General features: G+C 71.6%; 17 protein-coding genes. 8 read left to right on the top strand and 9 right to left on the bottom strand.

The window, feature by feature from the left end; all coding sequences use genetic code 11:
- The 4 genes from ACWCSD_RS33290 to ACWCSD_RS33275 form a co-directional block, all read right to left on the bottom strand.
- The coding region (locus ACWCSD_RS33290; protein WP_449920826.1) for a hypothetical protein at positions 1-426 on the bottom strand (426 nt) is incomplete at its 3' end.
- A complete protein-coding gene (locus tag ACWCSD_RS33285) occupies positions 419-1,009 on the bottom strand; it encodes an RNA polymerase sigma factor (protein WP_364339567.1) in 591 nt (196 codons plus the stop codon). The genes ACWCSD_RS33285 and ACWCSD_RS33290, both read right to left, overlap by 8 nt.
- A 73-nt stretch (positions 1,010-1,082) precedes the next feature.
- Positions 1,083-1,808: a class I SAM-dependent methyltransferase gene (locus ACWCSD_RS33280; protein WP_449920823.1), complete on the bottom strand. Its 726-nt coding sequence runs from the start codon at positions 1,806-1,808 to the stop codon at positions 1,083-1,085.
- Between the two features lie 9 nt (positions 1,809-1,817).
- The gene (locus ACWCSD_RS33275; protein WP_397160614.1) at positions 1,818-3,371 is read right to left on the bottom strand and encodes an alkaline phosphatase D family protein; all 1,554 of its coding nucleotides are present in this window, start codon (positions 3,369-3,371) and stop codon (positions 1,818-1,820) included.
- Between the two features lie 216 nt (positions 3,372-3,587).
- Between ACWCSD_RS33275 and ACWCSD_RS33270 the strand changes: the two genes are divergently transcribed.
- The 3 genes from ACWCSD_RS33270 (at position 3,588) to ACWCSD_RS33260 (ending at position 5,642) form a co-directional block, all read left to right on the top strand.
- Positions 3,588-4,865, top strand: coding sequence for a Glu/Leu/Phe/Val family dehydrogenase (locus tag ACWCSD_RS33270; RefSeq protein WP_358292094.1), 1,278 nt, complete (start codon positions 3,588-3,590; stop codon positions 4,863-4,865).
- 71 nt (positions 4,866-4,936) lie between these two features.
- The gene (locus ACWCSD_RS33265) at positions 4,937-5,131 is read left to right on the top strand and encodes a hypothetical protein (RefSeq protein WP_352323421.1); all 195 of its coding nucleotides are present in this window, start codon (positions 4,937-4,939) and stop codon (positions 5,129-5,131) included.
- Positions 5,132-5,159: 28 nt separating this feature from the next.
- A complete protein-coding gene (locus tag ACWCSD_RS33260) occupies positions 5,160-5,642 on the top strand; it encodes a cupin domain-containing protein (RefSeq protein WP_358292092.1) in 483 nt (160 codons plus the stop codon).
- Here ACWCSD_RS33260 and ACWCSD_RS33255 read toward each other — a convergent pair.
- Positions 5,611-6,096 carry a MarR family winged helix-turn-helix transcriptional regulator gene (locus tag ACWCSD_RS33255; protein WP_397160617.1) on the bottom strand — a complete coding sequence of 162 codons (486 nt, stop codon included), beginning with the start codon at positions 6,094-6,096 and terminating at the stop codon, positions 5,611-5,613. The two genes, ACWCSD_RS33260 and ACWCSD_RS33255, sit on opposite strands and share 32 nt — an antisense overlap.
- Positions 6,097-6,147: 51 nt before the next feature.
- Here ACWCSD_RS33255 and ACWCSD_RS33250 point away from each other — a divergent pair, with 51 nt between their 5' ends.
- The 4 genes from ACWCSD_RS33250 to ACWCSD_RS33235 all read left to right on the top strand — a co-directional run bounded on the left by ACWCSD_RS33250 (position 6,148) and on the right by ACWCSD_RS33235 (position 10,552).
- Positions 6,148-7,227, top strand: coding sequence for a substrate-binding domain-containing protein (locus ACWCSD_RS33250; protein ID WP_358292088.1), 1,080 nt, complete (start codon positions 6,148-6,150; stop codon positions 7,225-7,227).
- 57 nt (positions 7,228-7,284) lie between these two features.
- Positions 7,285-8,655 carry an APC family permease gene (locus tag ACWCSD_RS33245; RefSeq protein ID WP_387672543.1) on the top strand — a complete coding sequence of 457 codons (1,371 nt, stop codon included), beginning with the start codon at positions 7,285-7,287 and terminating at the stop codon, positions 8,653-8,655.
- Complete coding sequence (locus ACWCSD_RS33240; protein WP_449920816.1) at positions 8,652-9,656, top strand: acetamidase/formamidase family protein; 1,005 nt, start codon at positions 8,652-8,654, stop codon at positions 9,654-9,656. The genes ACWCSD_RS33245 and ACWCSD_RS33240 overlap by 4 nt, the downstream gene beginning before the upstream one ends.
- 71 nt (positions 9,657-9,727) lie before the next feature.
- Positions 9,728-10,552, top strand: coding sequence for a trypsin-like serine peptidase (locus tag ACWCSD_RS33235; RefSeq protein WP_358292081.1), 825 nt, complete (start codon positions 9,728-9,730; stop codon positions 10,550-10,552).
- Here the strand turns inward: ACWCSD_RS33235 and ACWCSD_RS33230 are convergent.
- The 3 genes from ACWCSD_RS33230 to ACWCSD_RS33220 are packed head-to-tail and all read right to left on the bottom strand — an operon-like array spanning position 10,536 to position 12,684.
- Positions 10,536-11,420, bottom strand: coding sequence for a Gfo/Idh/MocA family protein (locus tag ACWCSD_RS33230; RefSeq protein WP_358292079.1), 885 nt, complete (start codon positions 11,418-11,420; stop codon positions 10,536-10,538). The two genes, ACWCSD_RS33235 and ACWCSD_RS33230, sit on opposite strands and share 17 nt — an antisense overlap.
- On the bottom strand, positions 11,417-12,328 hold the full coding sequence (locus ACWCSD_RS33225) for an NAD-dependent epimerase/dehydratase family protein (protein WP_397160622.1): 912 nt from the start codon (positions 12,326-12,328) through the stop codon (positions 11,417-11,419). Before ACWCSD_RS33225 ends, ACWCSD_RS33230 begins: the two co-directional genes overlap by 4 nt.
- 2 nt (positions 12,329-12,330) lie before the next feature.
- Complete coding sequence (locus ACWCSD_RS33220) at positions 12,331-12,684, bottom strand: YrdB family protein (RefSeq protein ID WP_387648780.1); 354 nt, start codon at positions 12,682-12,684, stop codon at positions 12,331-12,333.
- Between the two features lie 116 nt (positions 12,685-12,800).
- Between ACWCSD_RS33220 and ACWCSD_RS33215 the strand changes: the two genes are divergently transcribed.
- Positions 12,801-13,496: a TetR/AcrR family transcriptional regulator gene (locus tag ACWCSD_RS33215; protein ID WP_358292074.1), complete on the top strand. Its 696-nt coding sequence runs from the start codon at positions 12,801-12,803 to the stop codon at positions 13,494-13,496.
- A gap of 67 nt (positions 13,497-13,563) precedes the next feature.
- Here ACWCSD_RS33215 and ACWCSD_RS33210 read toward each other — a convergent pair.
- On the bottom strand, positions 13,564-14,130 hold a 567-nt coding region (locus ACWCSD_RS33210; protein WP_449920810.1), incomplete at its 5' end, for an alpha-isopropylmalate synthase regulatory domain-containing protein.

Here is a 14,130-nt window from a genome sequence, read left to right as displayed (position 1 = left end):
GCCCTCGATCTGCAGCAGGCCGTCCTTGCTGCCGTCCACGGACTTCCAGATCCTGCGGTGCTGGCGGTAGAGGTAGCGGCTCTGCGCGCCGGAGCTGTCGATCGACTGCGAGCCGTACATGGTGTCGGACTCGATCAGGATGAACTGGTCCGGCCGGGGGTTCAGCTCGCCGGCCGACAGCATCACGGAGGTGGCCGGGCGGGCGTCCGTCCCGCCCTGGCCGGACAGCGCCACCGCCACGCCGCCGACCAGGACCACCGTGGCGCCGAAGGCCGCGGCCGTCTGCCAGCCCAGCCTGGGCAGCCGCAGGCGTCGCCCGCCGCGCGCCTCGGCCAGCAGTCGTTCCCTGGCCCGCGCGCGGGCCTGCGGCTCGTACGGCGGCGCCGGCGGCCTGCCGTCGGCGAACGTCCGGATCTCGTCATCCATGCTGGGGCTCCTCTGCGAAGGGATCGATGCCGCCGAGCGCCCTGCGTACCTTGACGCGGAGCCGGTGCAGCCTGGACCGGACGGTGCCGACGGGCACCCCGAGGGCGCGCGCGGCGTCCTCGTAGGTCAGGTCGGCCCACGCCACGAGCAGCAGCAGGTCGCGCTCGCTCGCACTGAGCCTGGTCAGCGCCCTGGCCAGGCGGGGCTGGAGCTGCTCGGCGGTGACCCGGTCGGCGCTGCGCTCGTCGAACGTGCCAGGACGCTCGGCGCCGACCCTGGCCATGGCCGCGGTGCGCCGCCGTTCGGCCCTGCGGTGCTGGGACACGACCTTGGTGGCGATGCCGTACAGCCAGGGACGGGCGTCAGGCAGGGTGCGGTCGTAGCGGCCGCGGCCGCGGAAGGCGACGAGGAACACCTCCCCCGTCACGTCGTCGGCCAGCTCGACGCCCAGGCGGCGGGCGGCGTACCTGTGGATCTCGTCGGCGTGCCGGTCGAACAGCGCGGCGAAACGCTCAGGATCGCTCAGCGAATGCCCGATCAGGGTCGAGTCATCCAGCGTTGCGGTTGTGTCCTCGACACTCACCACATCCGGTCCTCTCTCATGCGGTCACCCTGTTGTTGGCCGCACCGGGAAGCCCGGTTCCACCTTTTTCGGGCTATGCCGCCTTTCGCCGCTTTCGCCAGGCGGACAGGCCGTCGGGGGCCTCGTCCCTGACGAACCCGGCCGCCGTCAGCTCGGCGGCGAGCCGGTCGCCGCCGGGCCGGTGGGCCTCGCTGGTCACCTCGTCCTCGCTGATCACCACGCCGCGCTGCCTGATCCGGTAGAGGAAACGGGAGCGCACGGTCTCGCCGGTGACGTCGAGCACCTGGCCCCAGACCTCGTAGGCGTGCCGCCCGACCTGGTAGGAACCCATGAGCTCCAGCTCACCCGGCGTGGGCGCGGGCCGCTCGCGCCAGTTGAACAGCAGCAGCCCGCCCGGTTCGAGCTGCCTGGCCAGCACCCGCCACAACTCCTCCCGCCGCCCGGCCGGGAACGCCTGCAGCACCGAGATCATCACAACGGCCTCGACCGGCTCGTCCACATCGACGTCGAGCGCCCCGCAGGCCAGCACGGTGACCCGGCGCCGGGCCTGCTCGTCGGCGGCCAGCCGCGACAGCAGCACCGACCGCATGGCCGGCGCCGGCTCGACGGCGTACACCTCGCCCTCCGTCGCGCGCACGATCACCTCGGTGATCAGGCCGGTGCCCGCGCCGATCTCCATGACGCCGCCCCGCACCCCTTTCAGCAGGGGCGGGAGCGACTCGCGCATCTCGGGGACGTGCCCGTCCTCGTGCCACAGGTCGTAGAACGGCACGGCCCTGGAGTACTGGTCATCAGTCATGGGTCATTTCTACGCCAGCCGGGCCGAGTCGATCGGCCTGACGCCGTCGCCCGCCGACTCGTACCAGGTGATGGTGTCGGGGAAGGTCAGCGTGGCCAGCGCGTTCTGGAACAGCGGGCCCTTGGTCACCCGCCAGCGGAACGGCGGGCGCGGGATGCCGGCCAGCCGCGCCAGCAGGCCGCCCACCAGCGTCGCCAGCCCGAACTGGGTGAGCACGTTGGCCCAGCGCAGCAGCCGGCTGAGCGGGTTGCGGATCGGCGAGCAGACGACCTGGTAGATCTGCCCGGCCGAGGCCTTGGCCAGATAGGAGTAGTGGACGTCGCCGGACAGGATCACCGCCGGCTTGCCGAGCCGGACCAGCAGCCTGCCCAGGTCCTCGAACGAGCGCCGGAAGGCCGCCCAGTGCTCCAGGTCGACGGCCTGGCGCAGTTGCTCCGACCACCGCTGCACCGTGCGGCCCCACTTGCCGTCGCACAGCGCCTCGTTCCAGTTCTGGACGCCGTGCACGCCCTCGGGCAGCAGGAAGGGGATCGAGGAGCCGATGACCAGCCGCTCGGCCGGCGCGGCGGCCTGCTCCTGGAGCCAGGCCCACTCCTCGGGGTCGAGCATGCGCCGGTCGCCGGGGGTGAGCTGCCTGGCGCACCGGGTGTCGATCATGATGAGCCGGGTGTGCCCGAGGTCGCGGGTGTAGCTCCAGCGGTTGCTGCTCGGCTCGGCGTCGGCCTTGGCGGCGAAGGCGTCGAGGGCCGGGCCGCCGTCGCCGCCGCCCTCGGTGAGCTCGCGCACCAGCGGGTCGGCCGCGCGCTCGGCCGGCGTCAGGTTGCCGAGGTGCTGGTAGACGAAGTAGGCGCCGAGCCCGGCGACCACGCGGCGCGGCCACCAGCTCGTCAGGGCCATCTTCTCCCGCCAGGACTGGGAGGTGTTCCAGTCGTCGCGCAGGTCGTGGTCGTCGAAGATCATGGCGGTGGGCACGGTGGACAGCAGCCAGCGGATCTCCGGGTCGGTCCACGCCTGGCGGTAGAGCTCGGCGTACTCCTCGTAGTCGGCGATCTCGCCCTGCGGCTCGGTGGTCCTGCGCGCCTGGATGTAGTCGAGCATCTGGGGCGAGGGGCTGTCGGCGTAGACCTGGTCGCCGAGGAGCAGCAGCAGGTCGGGCCACTCCTCCTCGTCGGCGCGCATGAGGCTCACGCCGTAGGCGCGCAGCACGTCGTCGCCGTGGGTGCGGACGTGGGCCGAGTCGTGCGGCACGCTCGTGCGGCACGACCCGAACGCCAGCCTGCGGGGCCCTTCGGCGGGCAGCAGCCGCACCCGGCTGGCCGGGCGACCCGCCAGCGGCCAGACCTGGTCCCCGTCGAGGCTGACGGAATAGGAGGCGATATCCTGGGACAGGTCAACGAGATCCACGATCGCGTAGTGGTGACCGTGCACGGTGAAGGTGGGCGACCGATAAGCCCCGCCTGCCGTCTCGACGGTGACCGTGCAGGGCTCGCTGGTCTCCACCCAGATCGAGGCACTGACCGAGTCGACGTGACGCAACATCGGCCCAACCACGAGTGCGGGCATCCAACCCTCCGGTTTTCGACGATTCGGCACACTCTCGCTCGATAGCCTGCCAGAGTGGCACGTTCCCAGCACGTTGATCAACGGCTTGGATATCCCTTCATAACCTAGGCAAGGTCAAACTGCCCGGCCTAGGATGATCGAGACAACACGCCCAAGAGGGAAGGCAACGGCGCCTTCTCCCACAAAATGGGCGCGCATACAGGAGGAAACTCGACCATGAGCATCATGGTGCCGTCAAAGACGCCGGCGCTGATCACACCTGGTCAACAGGCGCTCGACTCCGCTCTTCACCAACTCAACCAGGCCGCCGCCCATCTCGGGCTCGACGACGGCCTCCGCACGATGCTGGCCACGCCCCGCCGCTCGCTGACCGTCTCGGTCCCGGTGCGCCGCGAGGACGGACGCATGGACGTCGTCCAGGGCTACCGCGTCCAGCACAACGTCTCGCGCGGCCCCGCCAAGGGCGGCATCCGCTTTCATCCCAGCACCGACATCCACGAGGTCACCGCCCTGGCGATGTGGATGACGTGGAAGTGCGCGCTGGTCGGCATCCCGTACGGCGGCGCCAAGGGCGGCGTGGCCGTGGACCCGGGCGCGCTGACCACGATCGAGCTCGAACGGCTCACCCGCCGCTACGTCAACGAGATCCTGCCGCTGATCGGCCCGGAGAAGGACATCCCGGCCCCCGACGTCGGCACCGACGAGCAGACCATGGCCTGGATCATGGACACCTACAGCGTCAACGCCGGCTACTCGGTGCCCGGCGTGGTCACCGGCAAGCCGATGACGCTCGGCGGCTCGCTCGGCCGCACCGGCTCGACCTCGCGCGGCGTGCAGATCGCGGCCCTGGCCGCGCTCGGGCGCTCGCCGGAGGGCGTCACGGTCGCCGTGCAGGGCTTCGGCAAGGTGGGCGCGCTGGCCGCGCAGTACCTGTCCGACGAGGGCTGCAAGGTCGTCGCCGTCTCCGACGTCACCGGCGCGCTCTACGCGCCCGGCGGCCTCGACGTCGCCCGCGTGCGCGCCTGGGTGGCCGAGACCGGCGGCGTGGCCGGCTACCCGCACGCCGACGCCATGGCCCACGACGACCTGTTCGAGCTGGACGTGGACGTGCTCGTCCCGGCCGCGCTCGAAGGCGTGATCACCGAGGCGAACGCGCCCCGCGTGCGCGCCCGGCTGATCGTGGAGGGCGCCAACGGCCCCACCACGCCGGAGGCCGACGAGATCCTGGCCGCGAACGGCACCACCGTCGTGCCGGACATCCTGGCCAACGCGGGCGGGGTGATCGTGTCCTACCTGGAGTGGGTGCAGAACATGCAGGCCTTCTCCTGGAGCTCCCGTGAGGTCGAGGTGAAGCTGCGCGACCTGATGGAGGGCGCCTTCGCCGAGGTCAAGTCGATGTCCGCCGAGCGCGGGCTGACGCTGCGGGAGGCGGCGCACGTGATCGGCGTGGGCCGGGTCGCCGAGGCCCACAGCATGCGGGGCCTCTACCCCTGACCTACTTTGGTCGCACGTGACCCGCCCAAGGTCGGATGCCGGGGCGGGTCCCGTTCTGCGACGGTCGGGGCATGAGGGGTTTCATCGGGGTCATGGCCATCATCCAGGGGCTCGGCGGGTTCGCCGGGCGCGTCTGGTTCGACACGGAGTGGGGGTTCGTGGGGCGGTTCGTGGAGCTGCCGCTGGCGGCCTACCTGGGGCTCGCGGTCGCGGGCCTGGCGTTGCTGCTGTGGTCCGGCCACGACGGGAAGAACCGCGAGAGCTGATCGCGGACGGGTCGGGCAGGATGGCCTCATGACCTATCCGGAACCACGCTATTCGGGCGACAAAGGCGAGCTGTCCGCCACGTACCGCCCCTACGAGCACGCACCCGAGCTGACCTACCCGACCGGCAACACTGCCCACTACCTGGCCACCGGGGCCACCACCAACGGCCAGTTCGGGCTCTACCGCTGGGTGATGGGGCCCGAGCCGTCCGGCCCGAGCCCCCACTTCCACAAGTCGATCTCCGAGTCGTTCTACATCCTCGACGGATCGGTGCGGATCTACGACGGCAGCCGCTGGATCGACACCCGTCCCGGCGACTGGGTGCACGTGCCCGAGGGCGGCGTGCACGCCTTCCGCAACGAGTCGGGCGAGCCCGCGACCATGCTGCTGCACTTCGCCCCCGGCGCCCCTCGCGAGGGCTACTTCGAGGGGCTGCTCGACCTGGCCGGCAAGAGCGAGGAGGAGAAGGCCGAGTTCTTCATCCGCCACGACACGTACTGGCTGGACTGACGGGGGCCGGCGCCTGCGCCGAGGCCCGGTCGAGGGCCGCGGCCAGCTCTTCCAGCTCGCGCATCAGCCGCTCGGTGCGCTCCTGGCCGAACGCGGCGGCGATGGCCCGGTGGTGGTCGGCCACCGCGCCGTCCACCCGGGCCAGCAGGTCGCGCCCCCGGTCGGCCAGGAACACCGCCACCCGCCGCCGGTCGCCCGCCGACGCGCCCCGGTGGACCAGCGCCCGGTCGATGAGCCGGTCGACCGCCTTGGTGAGCGTCGGGTGCGGCATGAGCACCGCCTCGGCCAGCTCCCCCATCGAGTGGCCGCGGCCGTCGGCCAGCGCGCGCAGGATGCGCCACTGCTCGACGGTGACGTCCTCGCCGGCCAGGGTCGCCGCCAGGCCGCGCGTGACCTCGCGTTCGGCGCGGCTGAGCACGTACGCGAGTGAGGACCCCAGCCCGGATTTAGCCATGAGAGATCAGGTCCTTTCACCGGAGAGCTAGTTCGGAGGATACTCGTCGGCGTGGCGGCGATCGTCGATCCTTTCGAGGCCCGGCTCATCCCCTCGGACGCGGTCCGGATCGGCCTGGTCGTGCCCGTGTCGGGGGTGCTCGGGCTGGTGGGGCCGTGCGCGATCAACTGCGCGGTGCTGGCCGCCGAGGAGGTCGACGCCCGCGGCGGCGTGCTCGGCAGGCAGATCGAGCTGGTGCTGGTCGACGGCGGGCGGCCGGGGCGCGAGGTGGCGGCCGAGGTGGCCGGCCTGGTCGCGTCCGGCACCGTCGAGGCGGTGGTGGGCACGCACGCCAGCGACGTGCGGATCGACGTGGTCGCGGCGATCGGCGGGCGGGTCCCGTTCGTGTACGCGCCGCCGTACGAGGGCGGGGGGCACGCGCCGGGCGTCTACTTCCTCGGCGAGACCCCCGGCAGGCAGCTCGAACCGGGCATCGAATGGCTGGTCAGCGTCCATCGGGCACGCCGCTGGTACCTGCTGGGCAACGACTACGTCTGGCCCCGCCTGGTGCACGCGGGCGCCCGCCGCCGGTTGCGGGCGCGCGGCGCGACCGTCGTCGGCGAGGCGTTCGTCCGGTACGGCGAGGCGGCCTCCTGGCTCGGCCGGATCGCCGACGCCCGCCCCGACGCGATCCTGCTCACGCTGATCGGCAGCGACCTGGTCGCCTTCAACCGGGCCTACGCGGCCGCCGGCCTCGGCGCGGCCCGGCTGTGCGGGGCGCTGGAGGAGCACGGCCTGCTCGGCATCGGCGGCGACGGCACCGGCGAGCTCTACGCGTCGATGGGCTACTTCCGCGACCTGCCGACCGAGGCCAGCCTGCACTTCGCCGAGCGGTACGCCAAACGCTTCGGCCCGCACGCCCCCATGCTCAACGCCCATGGCCATGGCTGCTACGAGGCCGTCGCGATGCTCGCCGCCCTGTCCGCGCGGGCGGGCAGCCTGGCCGTCCCCGCGCTCGACGCGGTGGCCGACGGCACCACGATCGTCAGCGCGCGCGGCCCGCTCACGCTGCTGAACCGGCAGGTGCGGCGCACGGTGCACCTCGGCAGGGCGGACGGCCTGGATTTCTTGCTTGAGAAACCTTTTCACTAGAAAGCTTTGGCTCTAAGGTGCGAAACGCCCCCCAACCTCAACAAGGAGCCGCGCAACATGAGCACCGTTGAGCAGTTCGGCTACCGCCAAGAGCTCAAACGCTCTCTGGGCTTCGCCGACCTGATGATCTATGGCCTGATCTTCATGGTGCCGATCGCACCGTTCGGCATCTTCGGCGGCGTGTTCCAGTCGTCCGGCGGCATGGTCGCGCTGGCCTACATCATCGGCCTGGTCGCCATGGCGTTCACGGCGCTGTCGTACTCGCAGATGGCCCAGGCGTTCCCCATGGCGGGCTCCGTCTACACCTACGCCGGGCGCGGCATCTCGGCGCCGGTCGGCTTCATCGCCGGATGGGCGATCCTGCTCGACTACATCCTGGTGCCGTCGCTGCTCTACCTCATCGCCAGCCTGGCCATGAACTCGTTCGTGCCCGGCATCCCGGTCTGGGGCTGGCTGGTCATCTTCGTGCTGCTCAACACGGCCGTCAACTACATGGGCATCCAGATGACCGCGCGCATCACGCGGGTGATGCTGGTCGCCGAGCTGGCCGTGCTGGCGATCTTCCTGGTGGTCGGCGGCATCGCCCTGGCGCAGGGCAAGGCCCAGGCGGGCGCGTTCACGCCGATCTTCGAGCCCTCGACGTTCACCTGGACGCTGGTGTTCGGCGCGGCGGCCACGGCGGTGCTGTCCTTCCTCGGCTTCGACGGCATCTCGACGCTGGCCGAGGAGAACAAGGAGGACGGCAGGCGGCTCGGCCGTTCGATGGTGGCGGCGCTCGGACTGGCCGCGGTGCTGTTCGTGGCGCAGACGTGGGTCGCGGCGCTGCTCATGCCGGACCGCGCGCAGCTGATCGCCAAGGGCGACGAGAACGGTGACGCCTTCTACCGCATGGCGGAGTTCGCCGGCGGCCACTGGCTGAGCGTGCTGACCGCCGTCGCCACCGCGATCGCCTGGGGCTTCGCCAACTCGCTGGTCGCCCAGGCGGCCACCTCGCGGCTGCTGTTCGCGATGGCCCGCGACCGCATGCTCCCCTCGTTCCTGGCCAAGGTCCACCCCAAGCACAAGGTGCCGGTGAACGCCACGCTGGCCGTCGCCGTGCTGTCGCTGGGCATCGGCCTCTACATGAGCAGCCTGGAGAACTACGGCATCCCGCTGCTCAGCCAGCTCGTGAACTTCGGCGCGATGACCGCCTTCCTGATCCTGCACGTGGCCGTCGTCGTCCACCACTGGTTCCGCAGGCGCAGCGGGAACGTGTGGGCGCACGTGGTCGCGCCGGCGATCGGCTTCCTCGTCCTGGCCGCCGTGGTGTACAACACCAAGCTGGTGACCCAGACGGTCGGCCTGATCTGGCTGGCGGTCGGGCTGGTCATCCTGGGTGTCAGCTATCTCGTCGGCCGCAGGCCCGTTCTTCCCTCGGAGGTCAAGTGAACGTCGTCTCCTACCACCCCACGCCGGAGGAGCTCAGCTACACCTTCGGCGGCCGTGCCGCCCTGGGCAGGGTGCGGCCCGGCACGGTGCTGGAGCTGTACACCGAGGACTGCTTCGGCGGCCGGGTGCGGACCGTGGAGGACCTGCCGTCGCGGGTCTGCGAGTTCCCGTACCTGAACCCCGTCACCGGCCCCTTCCACGTGGAGGGGGCCGAGCCGGGCGACACGCTGGCGCTGCACTTCGTCAGGATCACCCCGGCCCGCGACTGGGCGGTCTCCACCACGTTCCCGCACTTCGGCGCGCTGACCGGCACCCACACCACGGCGACGCTCCAGCCGCCGCTGGAGGAGCGGGTCTGGCGCTACGACATCGACGTGGACAAGGGCGTGGCCGTCTACCACGCGCGCAACAGCGACTTCAGCGTCGCGCTGCCGCTCGACCCGATGCACGGCACGGTGGGCGTGGCCCCGGGCGCGAACGAGGCCCGCATGACCATCACCCCCGACGCGCACGGCGGCAACATGGACACCCCGGAGCTGCGCGCCGGCGTCACCGTCTACCTGGGGGTCAACGTCGAGGGCGGCCTGTTCTCGATCGGCGACGGCCACGGCCTGCAGGGGCACGGCGAGGTCTGCGGCACGGCCGTCGAGTCGGCCATGAACACGGTGGTCGCGGTCGAGCTGATCAAGGGCGTGGCCACGCCGTGGCCCCGGCTGGAGGACGACCTGCACCTGATGTCCACCGGCTCGGCCAGGCCCCTGGAGGACGCCTACCGCATCAGCCAGCACGACCTGGTGACCTGGACGTCGGAGCTGACCGGCCTCGACACGCTGGACGCGTACCAGCTCGTCAGCCAGGCCGGCCAGGCGCCGGTCGGGAACGTGTGCGACACCAACTACACCATGGTCGCCAAGCTGCCCAAGACCTACCTGGGCGCCCCCTCGGTGTACGAGGACGCCCACGCCCGCCTGCGCGCCCTGGGCGCCCAGTACGACGCATGACAATCCCCCACTTAGGTAAACCTTGGTGTCGCAGGTCAGGGCATTGATCATCTTCCCCGTAGAGTGGGAAAGTGCTCAGGTTGGTACTGTCTCTGGTCCTGCTCGATCCGGCTGGCGTCACCGATGTCGCGCAGCGCAGCGTCCCCGTCCCCCAGGTGCTGACCCCGGACGGCGACCGCCTGGGCTACGCGCCGGTCCCGCGCCCCTACACGGGGGCGCGGCGGCTGACCGGGGTGCTGCTCGGCCATGACCCCGTCACCCGCACCGACGTGTGGTGCGGCGGCGCGATCATCGGCTCGCGCAGCCGCAGCCTGGTGCTGACGGCCGCGCACTGCCTCTACCACGACGGCCGGCCGCTCAAGCGGCTGGTCTTCATGCCCGGGTTCGACAGGGGCAACCCGCGGCACGGCGTCTGGTCCGCGGTGCGCACGTGGGCGCCGGACCGCTGGCGGGCGAACCCCGACTCCCCCGACGTGCTGCCGTACGACGTCGGCCTGGTCGGGGTCGTCAAGGGCAGGCGCCCGCTGGAGGACGTGGTCGGCCAGGGCCTGCCGCCCCTGCGCACGAGCCGCGGCGCCGGGCTGCGCGGGCTCGAACTGCTCGGCTACCCGGCGGGCAAGCGCTACCCGGGCACGCAGATGTACCGCTGCCTGGGCGACGCGGTCGAGGGCTCGACGGTGGGCCCCGGGCTGATGGTCACCCGCAACTGCCATGCCGCCGCCGGAGGGAGCGGCGGCCCGGTGCTGTACGGCGACTCGGTGGCGGGCGTGGTCTCCTCCTCCAGCCCGCTGAGCGACACCGACGGCTACACGGTGCTCGCCCGGCTGGGCGGGACGACGTTCGACCGCATGTTCGCCAGGGCCGACGAGTCGATGCGGGTCAGGAAGCCAGGCTGACGGCCTCTTCGCAGATGGCATGGGTGATCAGGGCGTCCTCGGCGCTGATCACCCGGCCCTCGCGGACCGCGAGCAGGAACTCCTGGCAGATCTGCTCGATGCCGCGCTGCCGGGCGACCGGCACCCAGTCGGGCCGCCTGGTGAGCGTCTCGCCGCCCTCGTAGTCGAGGACGTCGCCGAGGTTGACCACCCGCCGCTTGATGCCGTCGCCCATGACCTCGCAGGTCTCCTCGGCGGCGCCGCTGACCCGGTTCATGACGCCGATCGCGGTGAACCCCGCGCCCGACAGCTCAAGGACGATGTGTTCGAGCAGGTCGCGGCGGACGCGGGTGCGGATCCTGGTCTCGGTGACCGGGCCGGGGGCGAGGAACCTGAGCGTGTCCACGACGTGGATGAAGTCCTCGAAGATGGCCCGCCGGGGCGCGTCGGGGTAGTTGTCGCGGTTCTTCTCCAGCAGCACGAGATGACGGGGAAGGGCCATGAGCCCCGCGTAGCCGGGGGCGTGGCGGCGGTTGAAGCCGACCATCAGCGACCTGCCCTCGGACTCGGCCAGGCGCACCAGGCGCTCGGACTCGGCCAGGCTGTAGGCGATCGGCTTGTCGACGTAGACGTGGATCCCGGCGCTGAGCAGCGGCTCGACGATCTCCGGGTGCGCCTCGGTCGCGGCGTGCACGAACGCGGCGTCGACCCCCGCCTTGATCACCTCGTCGACACTGGTGGACCGGTCGGCGACGCGGTAGGCGTCACCGAGCCGGTCGAGCCGCGCGGTGTTGCGGGTGCACAGGTGGAGGTCGAGGGACTGGGCGGCGAGCACGGGCAGGTACGCCTTCTCCGCGATGTCGCCCAGGCCGATCATGGCTATCTTCATCCGTCGAGCGTAGCCTTCAGCGCGGCCTCCACCGGCGTAGGCGCGACGCCGAAGACCTGCTGAAACGCCGAGGAGTCGAGCACGTAGGGCGCGGTGAACTGGTAACGCACGTGCCGCAGCTCGCCGATCATGGGCGAGAACAGCCCGGACACCCGCAGCAGCGGCCACGGCAGCGTGGTCATCGTGGGCGCCGGCAGGTCCAGCAGGGCGGCCATCCGGGCGCCGACCTCGCGGAAGGTCATCGGGTCGTTGGTGGGCACGTGCCAGGGGCGGCCCCACGCCCGCTCGTCGGCGCCGGCGACGATCAGGGCGTCGGCCACGTCCGGCAGGTAGGTCCAGCTGTGCGGGACGTCGGCGGGGAAGACGAGCCGGATCGTCCGGCCGGCCCTGAGCGGGGGGATGAAGCGGGTGCCCAGGTGGGACTGGTCGGTGGCGCCGGGGCCGAAGAAGTCCGAGCCGCGCACCTCGGTCACCCTGATCCGCCCTTCGCGGTGGGCGGCCAGCGCGTCGTGCCAGATCTTGGCCCGCACCCGGGCCTTGGGGGTGGTGGAGGCCAGCGGCAGGTCCTCGGTCATCGGGCCGGAGACGGGCCCGTACGGGTAGAGGTTGCCCAGGATGGCCAGGACGGCGCCGCTCGACTCCGCGGCGGCCAGGAACGAGGCGGCCATCGGCGGCCAGTCGGTCAGCCACCGGTGGTAGGCCGGGTTGACGCAGTTGTACAGGACGTCGGCCCCCTTGGCCAGCTCGGACAGCCGGGCCTGGTCGGCCACGTCGGCGGCCACCCTGACCGTGCCCTCCGGCCCGCGGCCCGACCGGGTCACGACGACGACCTCGTGCCCCTGCGCGGCGAGCTTGGCGGCCAGGTGCGTGCCGACCTGGCCGGACCCCACGACGACGTGCTTACCCATGATCAGACCTGCTTCCAGATGACGCGCAGCAGCGCGTTGACGACGAAGACGGCGGCGAAGACGATCGCCGGGGTGACCCGGCCGGCGGCGTAGAGCGCGAGCGCGCCGCCGCCGAACCAGACGATCTCCAGCGCGACGCGGGCCAGCCCGGTGAGCGGGATCGTGGCGTTCGCGCCGCCTCCCGCGCCGAACAGCGCCCACACGGCGATGAACAGCGCCGGGCCGCCCAGCCCGGCCAGGAGCTTGATCGCCCAGTTGGGGCTGAGCGTGAAGCCCCAGTAGGCCACCGCGCCCAGCACGCCGAGCTCCAGGAAGAACATCAGCGCGGCGTTGGCGTTCTTGGCGAGGGCGAGCATGGGGATCTCCTGGGGGGTGCGCTGTTCGCTTACGAGAGCAATGCTCTCTCAAAAGAGCGGCACTCGTCAAGAGCGGTGCTCTCGTTTTTTGCCAGTGCTCTGATAACCTGCTGTGCATGACAGCCAGCCGTACCGCGCGAGAGCGCGTGAGAGCCGAGCTCACCAGGGAGATCACCGACATCGCCCGCCGCCAACTGGCCACCGACGGCGCGGGCGGCCTGTCGCTGCGGGCCGTGGCGCGGGAGATGGGCATGGTCTCCTCGGCCATCTACCGCTACTTCCCGAGCCGCGACGACCTGCTGACCGCCCTGATCATCGACGGCTACAACGCGCTGGGCCAGGCCGTCGAGCAGGCCGAGGCCGCCTGCCCGCGCACGGCCCACCTCGGCCGCTGGCTGGCCGCCGGCCATGCCGTCCGCGACTGGGCGGTGGCCCACCCCCACGAGTACGCCCTGCTCTACGGCTCGCCCGTGCCCGGCTACCAGGCGCCGCAGGACACCGTCGCGGCCCGGCTGCGCGACGTCACCGTGCTCGGCGCGATCGTCACCGACGCCTGGAACGCGGGCGGGCTGCACCCGCCGGCCGCCCCCGAGCCGCCCGCCGAGGTGGCCGCGGACGCCGAGAACATCCGCGCCCTGATGCCCGGCGTGCCCGACGACGTGGTCTGGCGGGCGATGGCGTCCTGGTCGACGCTCTACGGCTGGGTCAACTTCGAGGTGTTCGGCCAGTTCAACAACACGATCGACAGCCGGCGGGCGGCCTTCGACCACGCGCTGCGGCTGGCCGCCGCGGCGCTCGGCCTCGCCGCGTGACCGGAACGTCCCGGCACGGCGAAAGGGGCAGGAGTGAACGTGCACTCCTGCCCCTTGCGCGAGAACGTCAGCGCGTGGCGCGGTTGACCGCCGAGATGATGGCCTTGAGCGAGGCCGTGGTGGTGTTGGCGTCGATGCCCACGCCCCACAGCACCTGCCCGTCGACCTCGCACTCCAGGTAGGAGGCGGCCTTGGCGTCGCTGCCGGCGCTCATCGCGTGCTCGACGTAGTCGAGGACCCGCACCTTGATGCCGACGCCGGCGATGGCGTCGATGAAGGCCGAGATCGGGCCGTTGCCCACGCCCGCGATCTCCCGGATCTCACCGTCGAGACGCACGTCGGCGCCGATGCGGTCTTTGTCGTCGACGGTCGACTCGTGGCGGTGGGCCATGAGGCTCAGCCGGCCCCAGCGGTTGGCGGGGTTGGGCAGGTATTCGTCGCGGAAGATCTCGTACATGGCGGTGGGGCTGATCTCGCCGCCGCCTTCGTCGGTGCGGGCCTGCACGACCTTGGAGAACTCGATCTGCAGCCGGCGCGGCAGGTCGAGCTGGTGGTCGGCCTTCATGATGTAGGCCACGCCGCCCTTGCCCGACTGGCTGTTGACCCGGATGACGGCCTCGTAGGTGCGGCCGAT

This window comes from Nonomuraea sp. NPDC001684, assembly GCF_053596515.1.
The sequence above is the reverse complement of the archived record's forward strand: the minus strand, read 5'-3'. Positions and strand labels throughout refer to the sequence as shown.

Excerpts from the sequence above, each read along its gene's own strand:
- ACWCSD_RS33220 (WP_387648780.1), bottom strand. The coding sequence starts at position 12,684 with ATGCTCGCCCTCGCCAAGAACGCCAACGCCGCGCTGATGTTCTTCCTG.
- ACWCSD_RS33245 (WP_387672543.1), top strand. The coding sequence starts at position 7,285 with ATGAGCACCGTTGAGCAGTTCGGCTACCGCCAAGAGCTCAAACGCTCT.
- ACWCSD_RS33275 (WP_397160614.1), bottom strand. The coding sequence starts at position 3,371 with ATGCCCGCACTCGTGGTTGGGCCGATGTTGCGTCACGTCGACTCGGTC.
- ACWCSD_RS33255 (WP_397160617.1), bottom strand. The coding sequence starts at position 6,096 with ATGGCTAAATCCGGGCTGGGGTCCTCACTCGCGTACGTGCTCAGCCGC.
- ACWCSD_RS33215 (WP_358292074.1), top strand. The coding sequence starts at position 12,801 with ATGACAGCCAGCCGTACCGCGCGAGAGCGCGTGAGAGCCGAGCTCACC.
- ACWCSD_RS33280 (WP_449920823.1), bottom strand. The coding sequence starts at position 1,808 with ATGACTGATGACCAGTACTCCAGGGCCGTGCCGTTCTACGACCTGTGG.
- ACWCSD_RS33260 (WP_358292092.1), top strand. The coding sequence starts at position 5,160 with ATGACCTATCCGGAACCACGCTATTCGGGCGACAAAGGCGAGCTGTCC.
- ACWCSD_RS33225 (WP_397160622.1), bottom strand. The coding sequence starts at position 12,328 with ATGGGTAAGCACGTCGTCGTGGGGTCCGGCCAGGTCGGCACGCACCTG.
- ACWCSD_RS33265 (WP_352323421.1), top strand. The coding sequence starts at position 4,937 with ATGAGGGGTTTCATCGGGGTCATGGCCATCATCCAGGGGCTCGGCGGG.
- ACWCSD_RS33230 (WP_358292079.1), bottom strand. The coding sequence starts at position 11,420 with ATGAAGATAGCCATGATCGGCCTGGGCGACATCGCGGAGAAGGCGTAC.
- ACWCSD_RS33270 (WP_358292094.1), top strand. The coding sequence starts at position 3,588 with ATGAGCATCATGGTGCCGTCAAAGACGCCGGCGCTGATCACACCTGGT.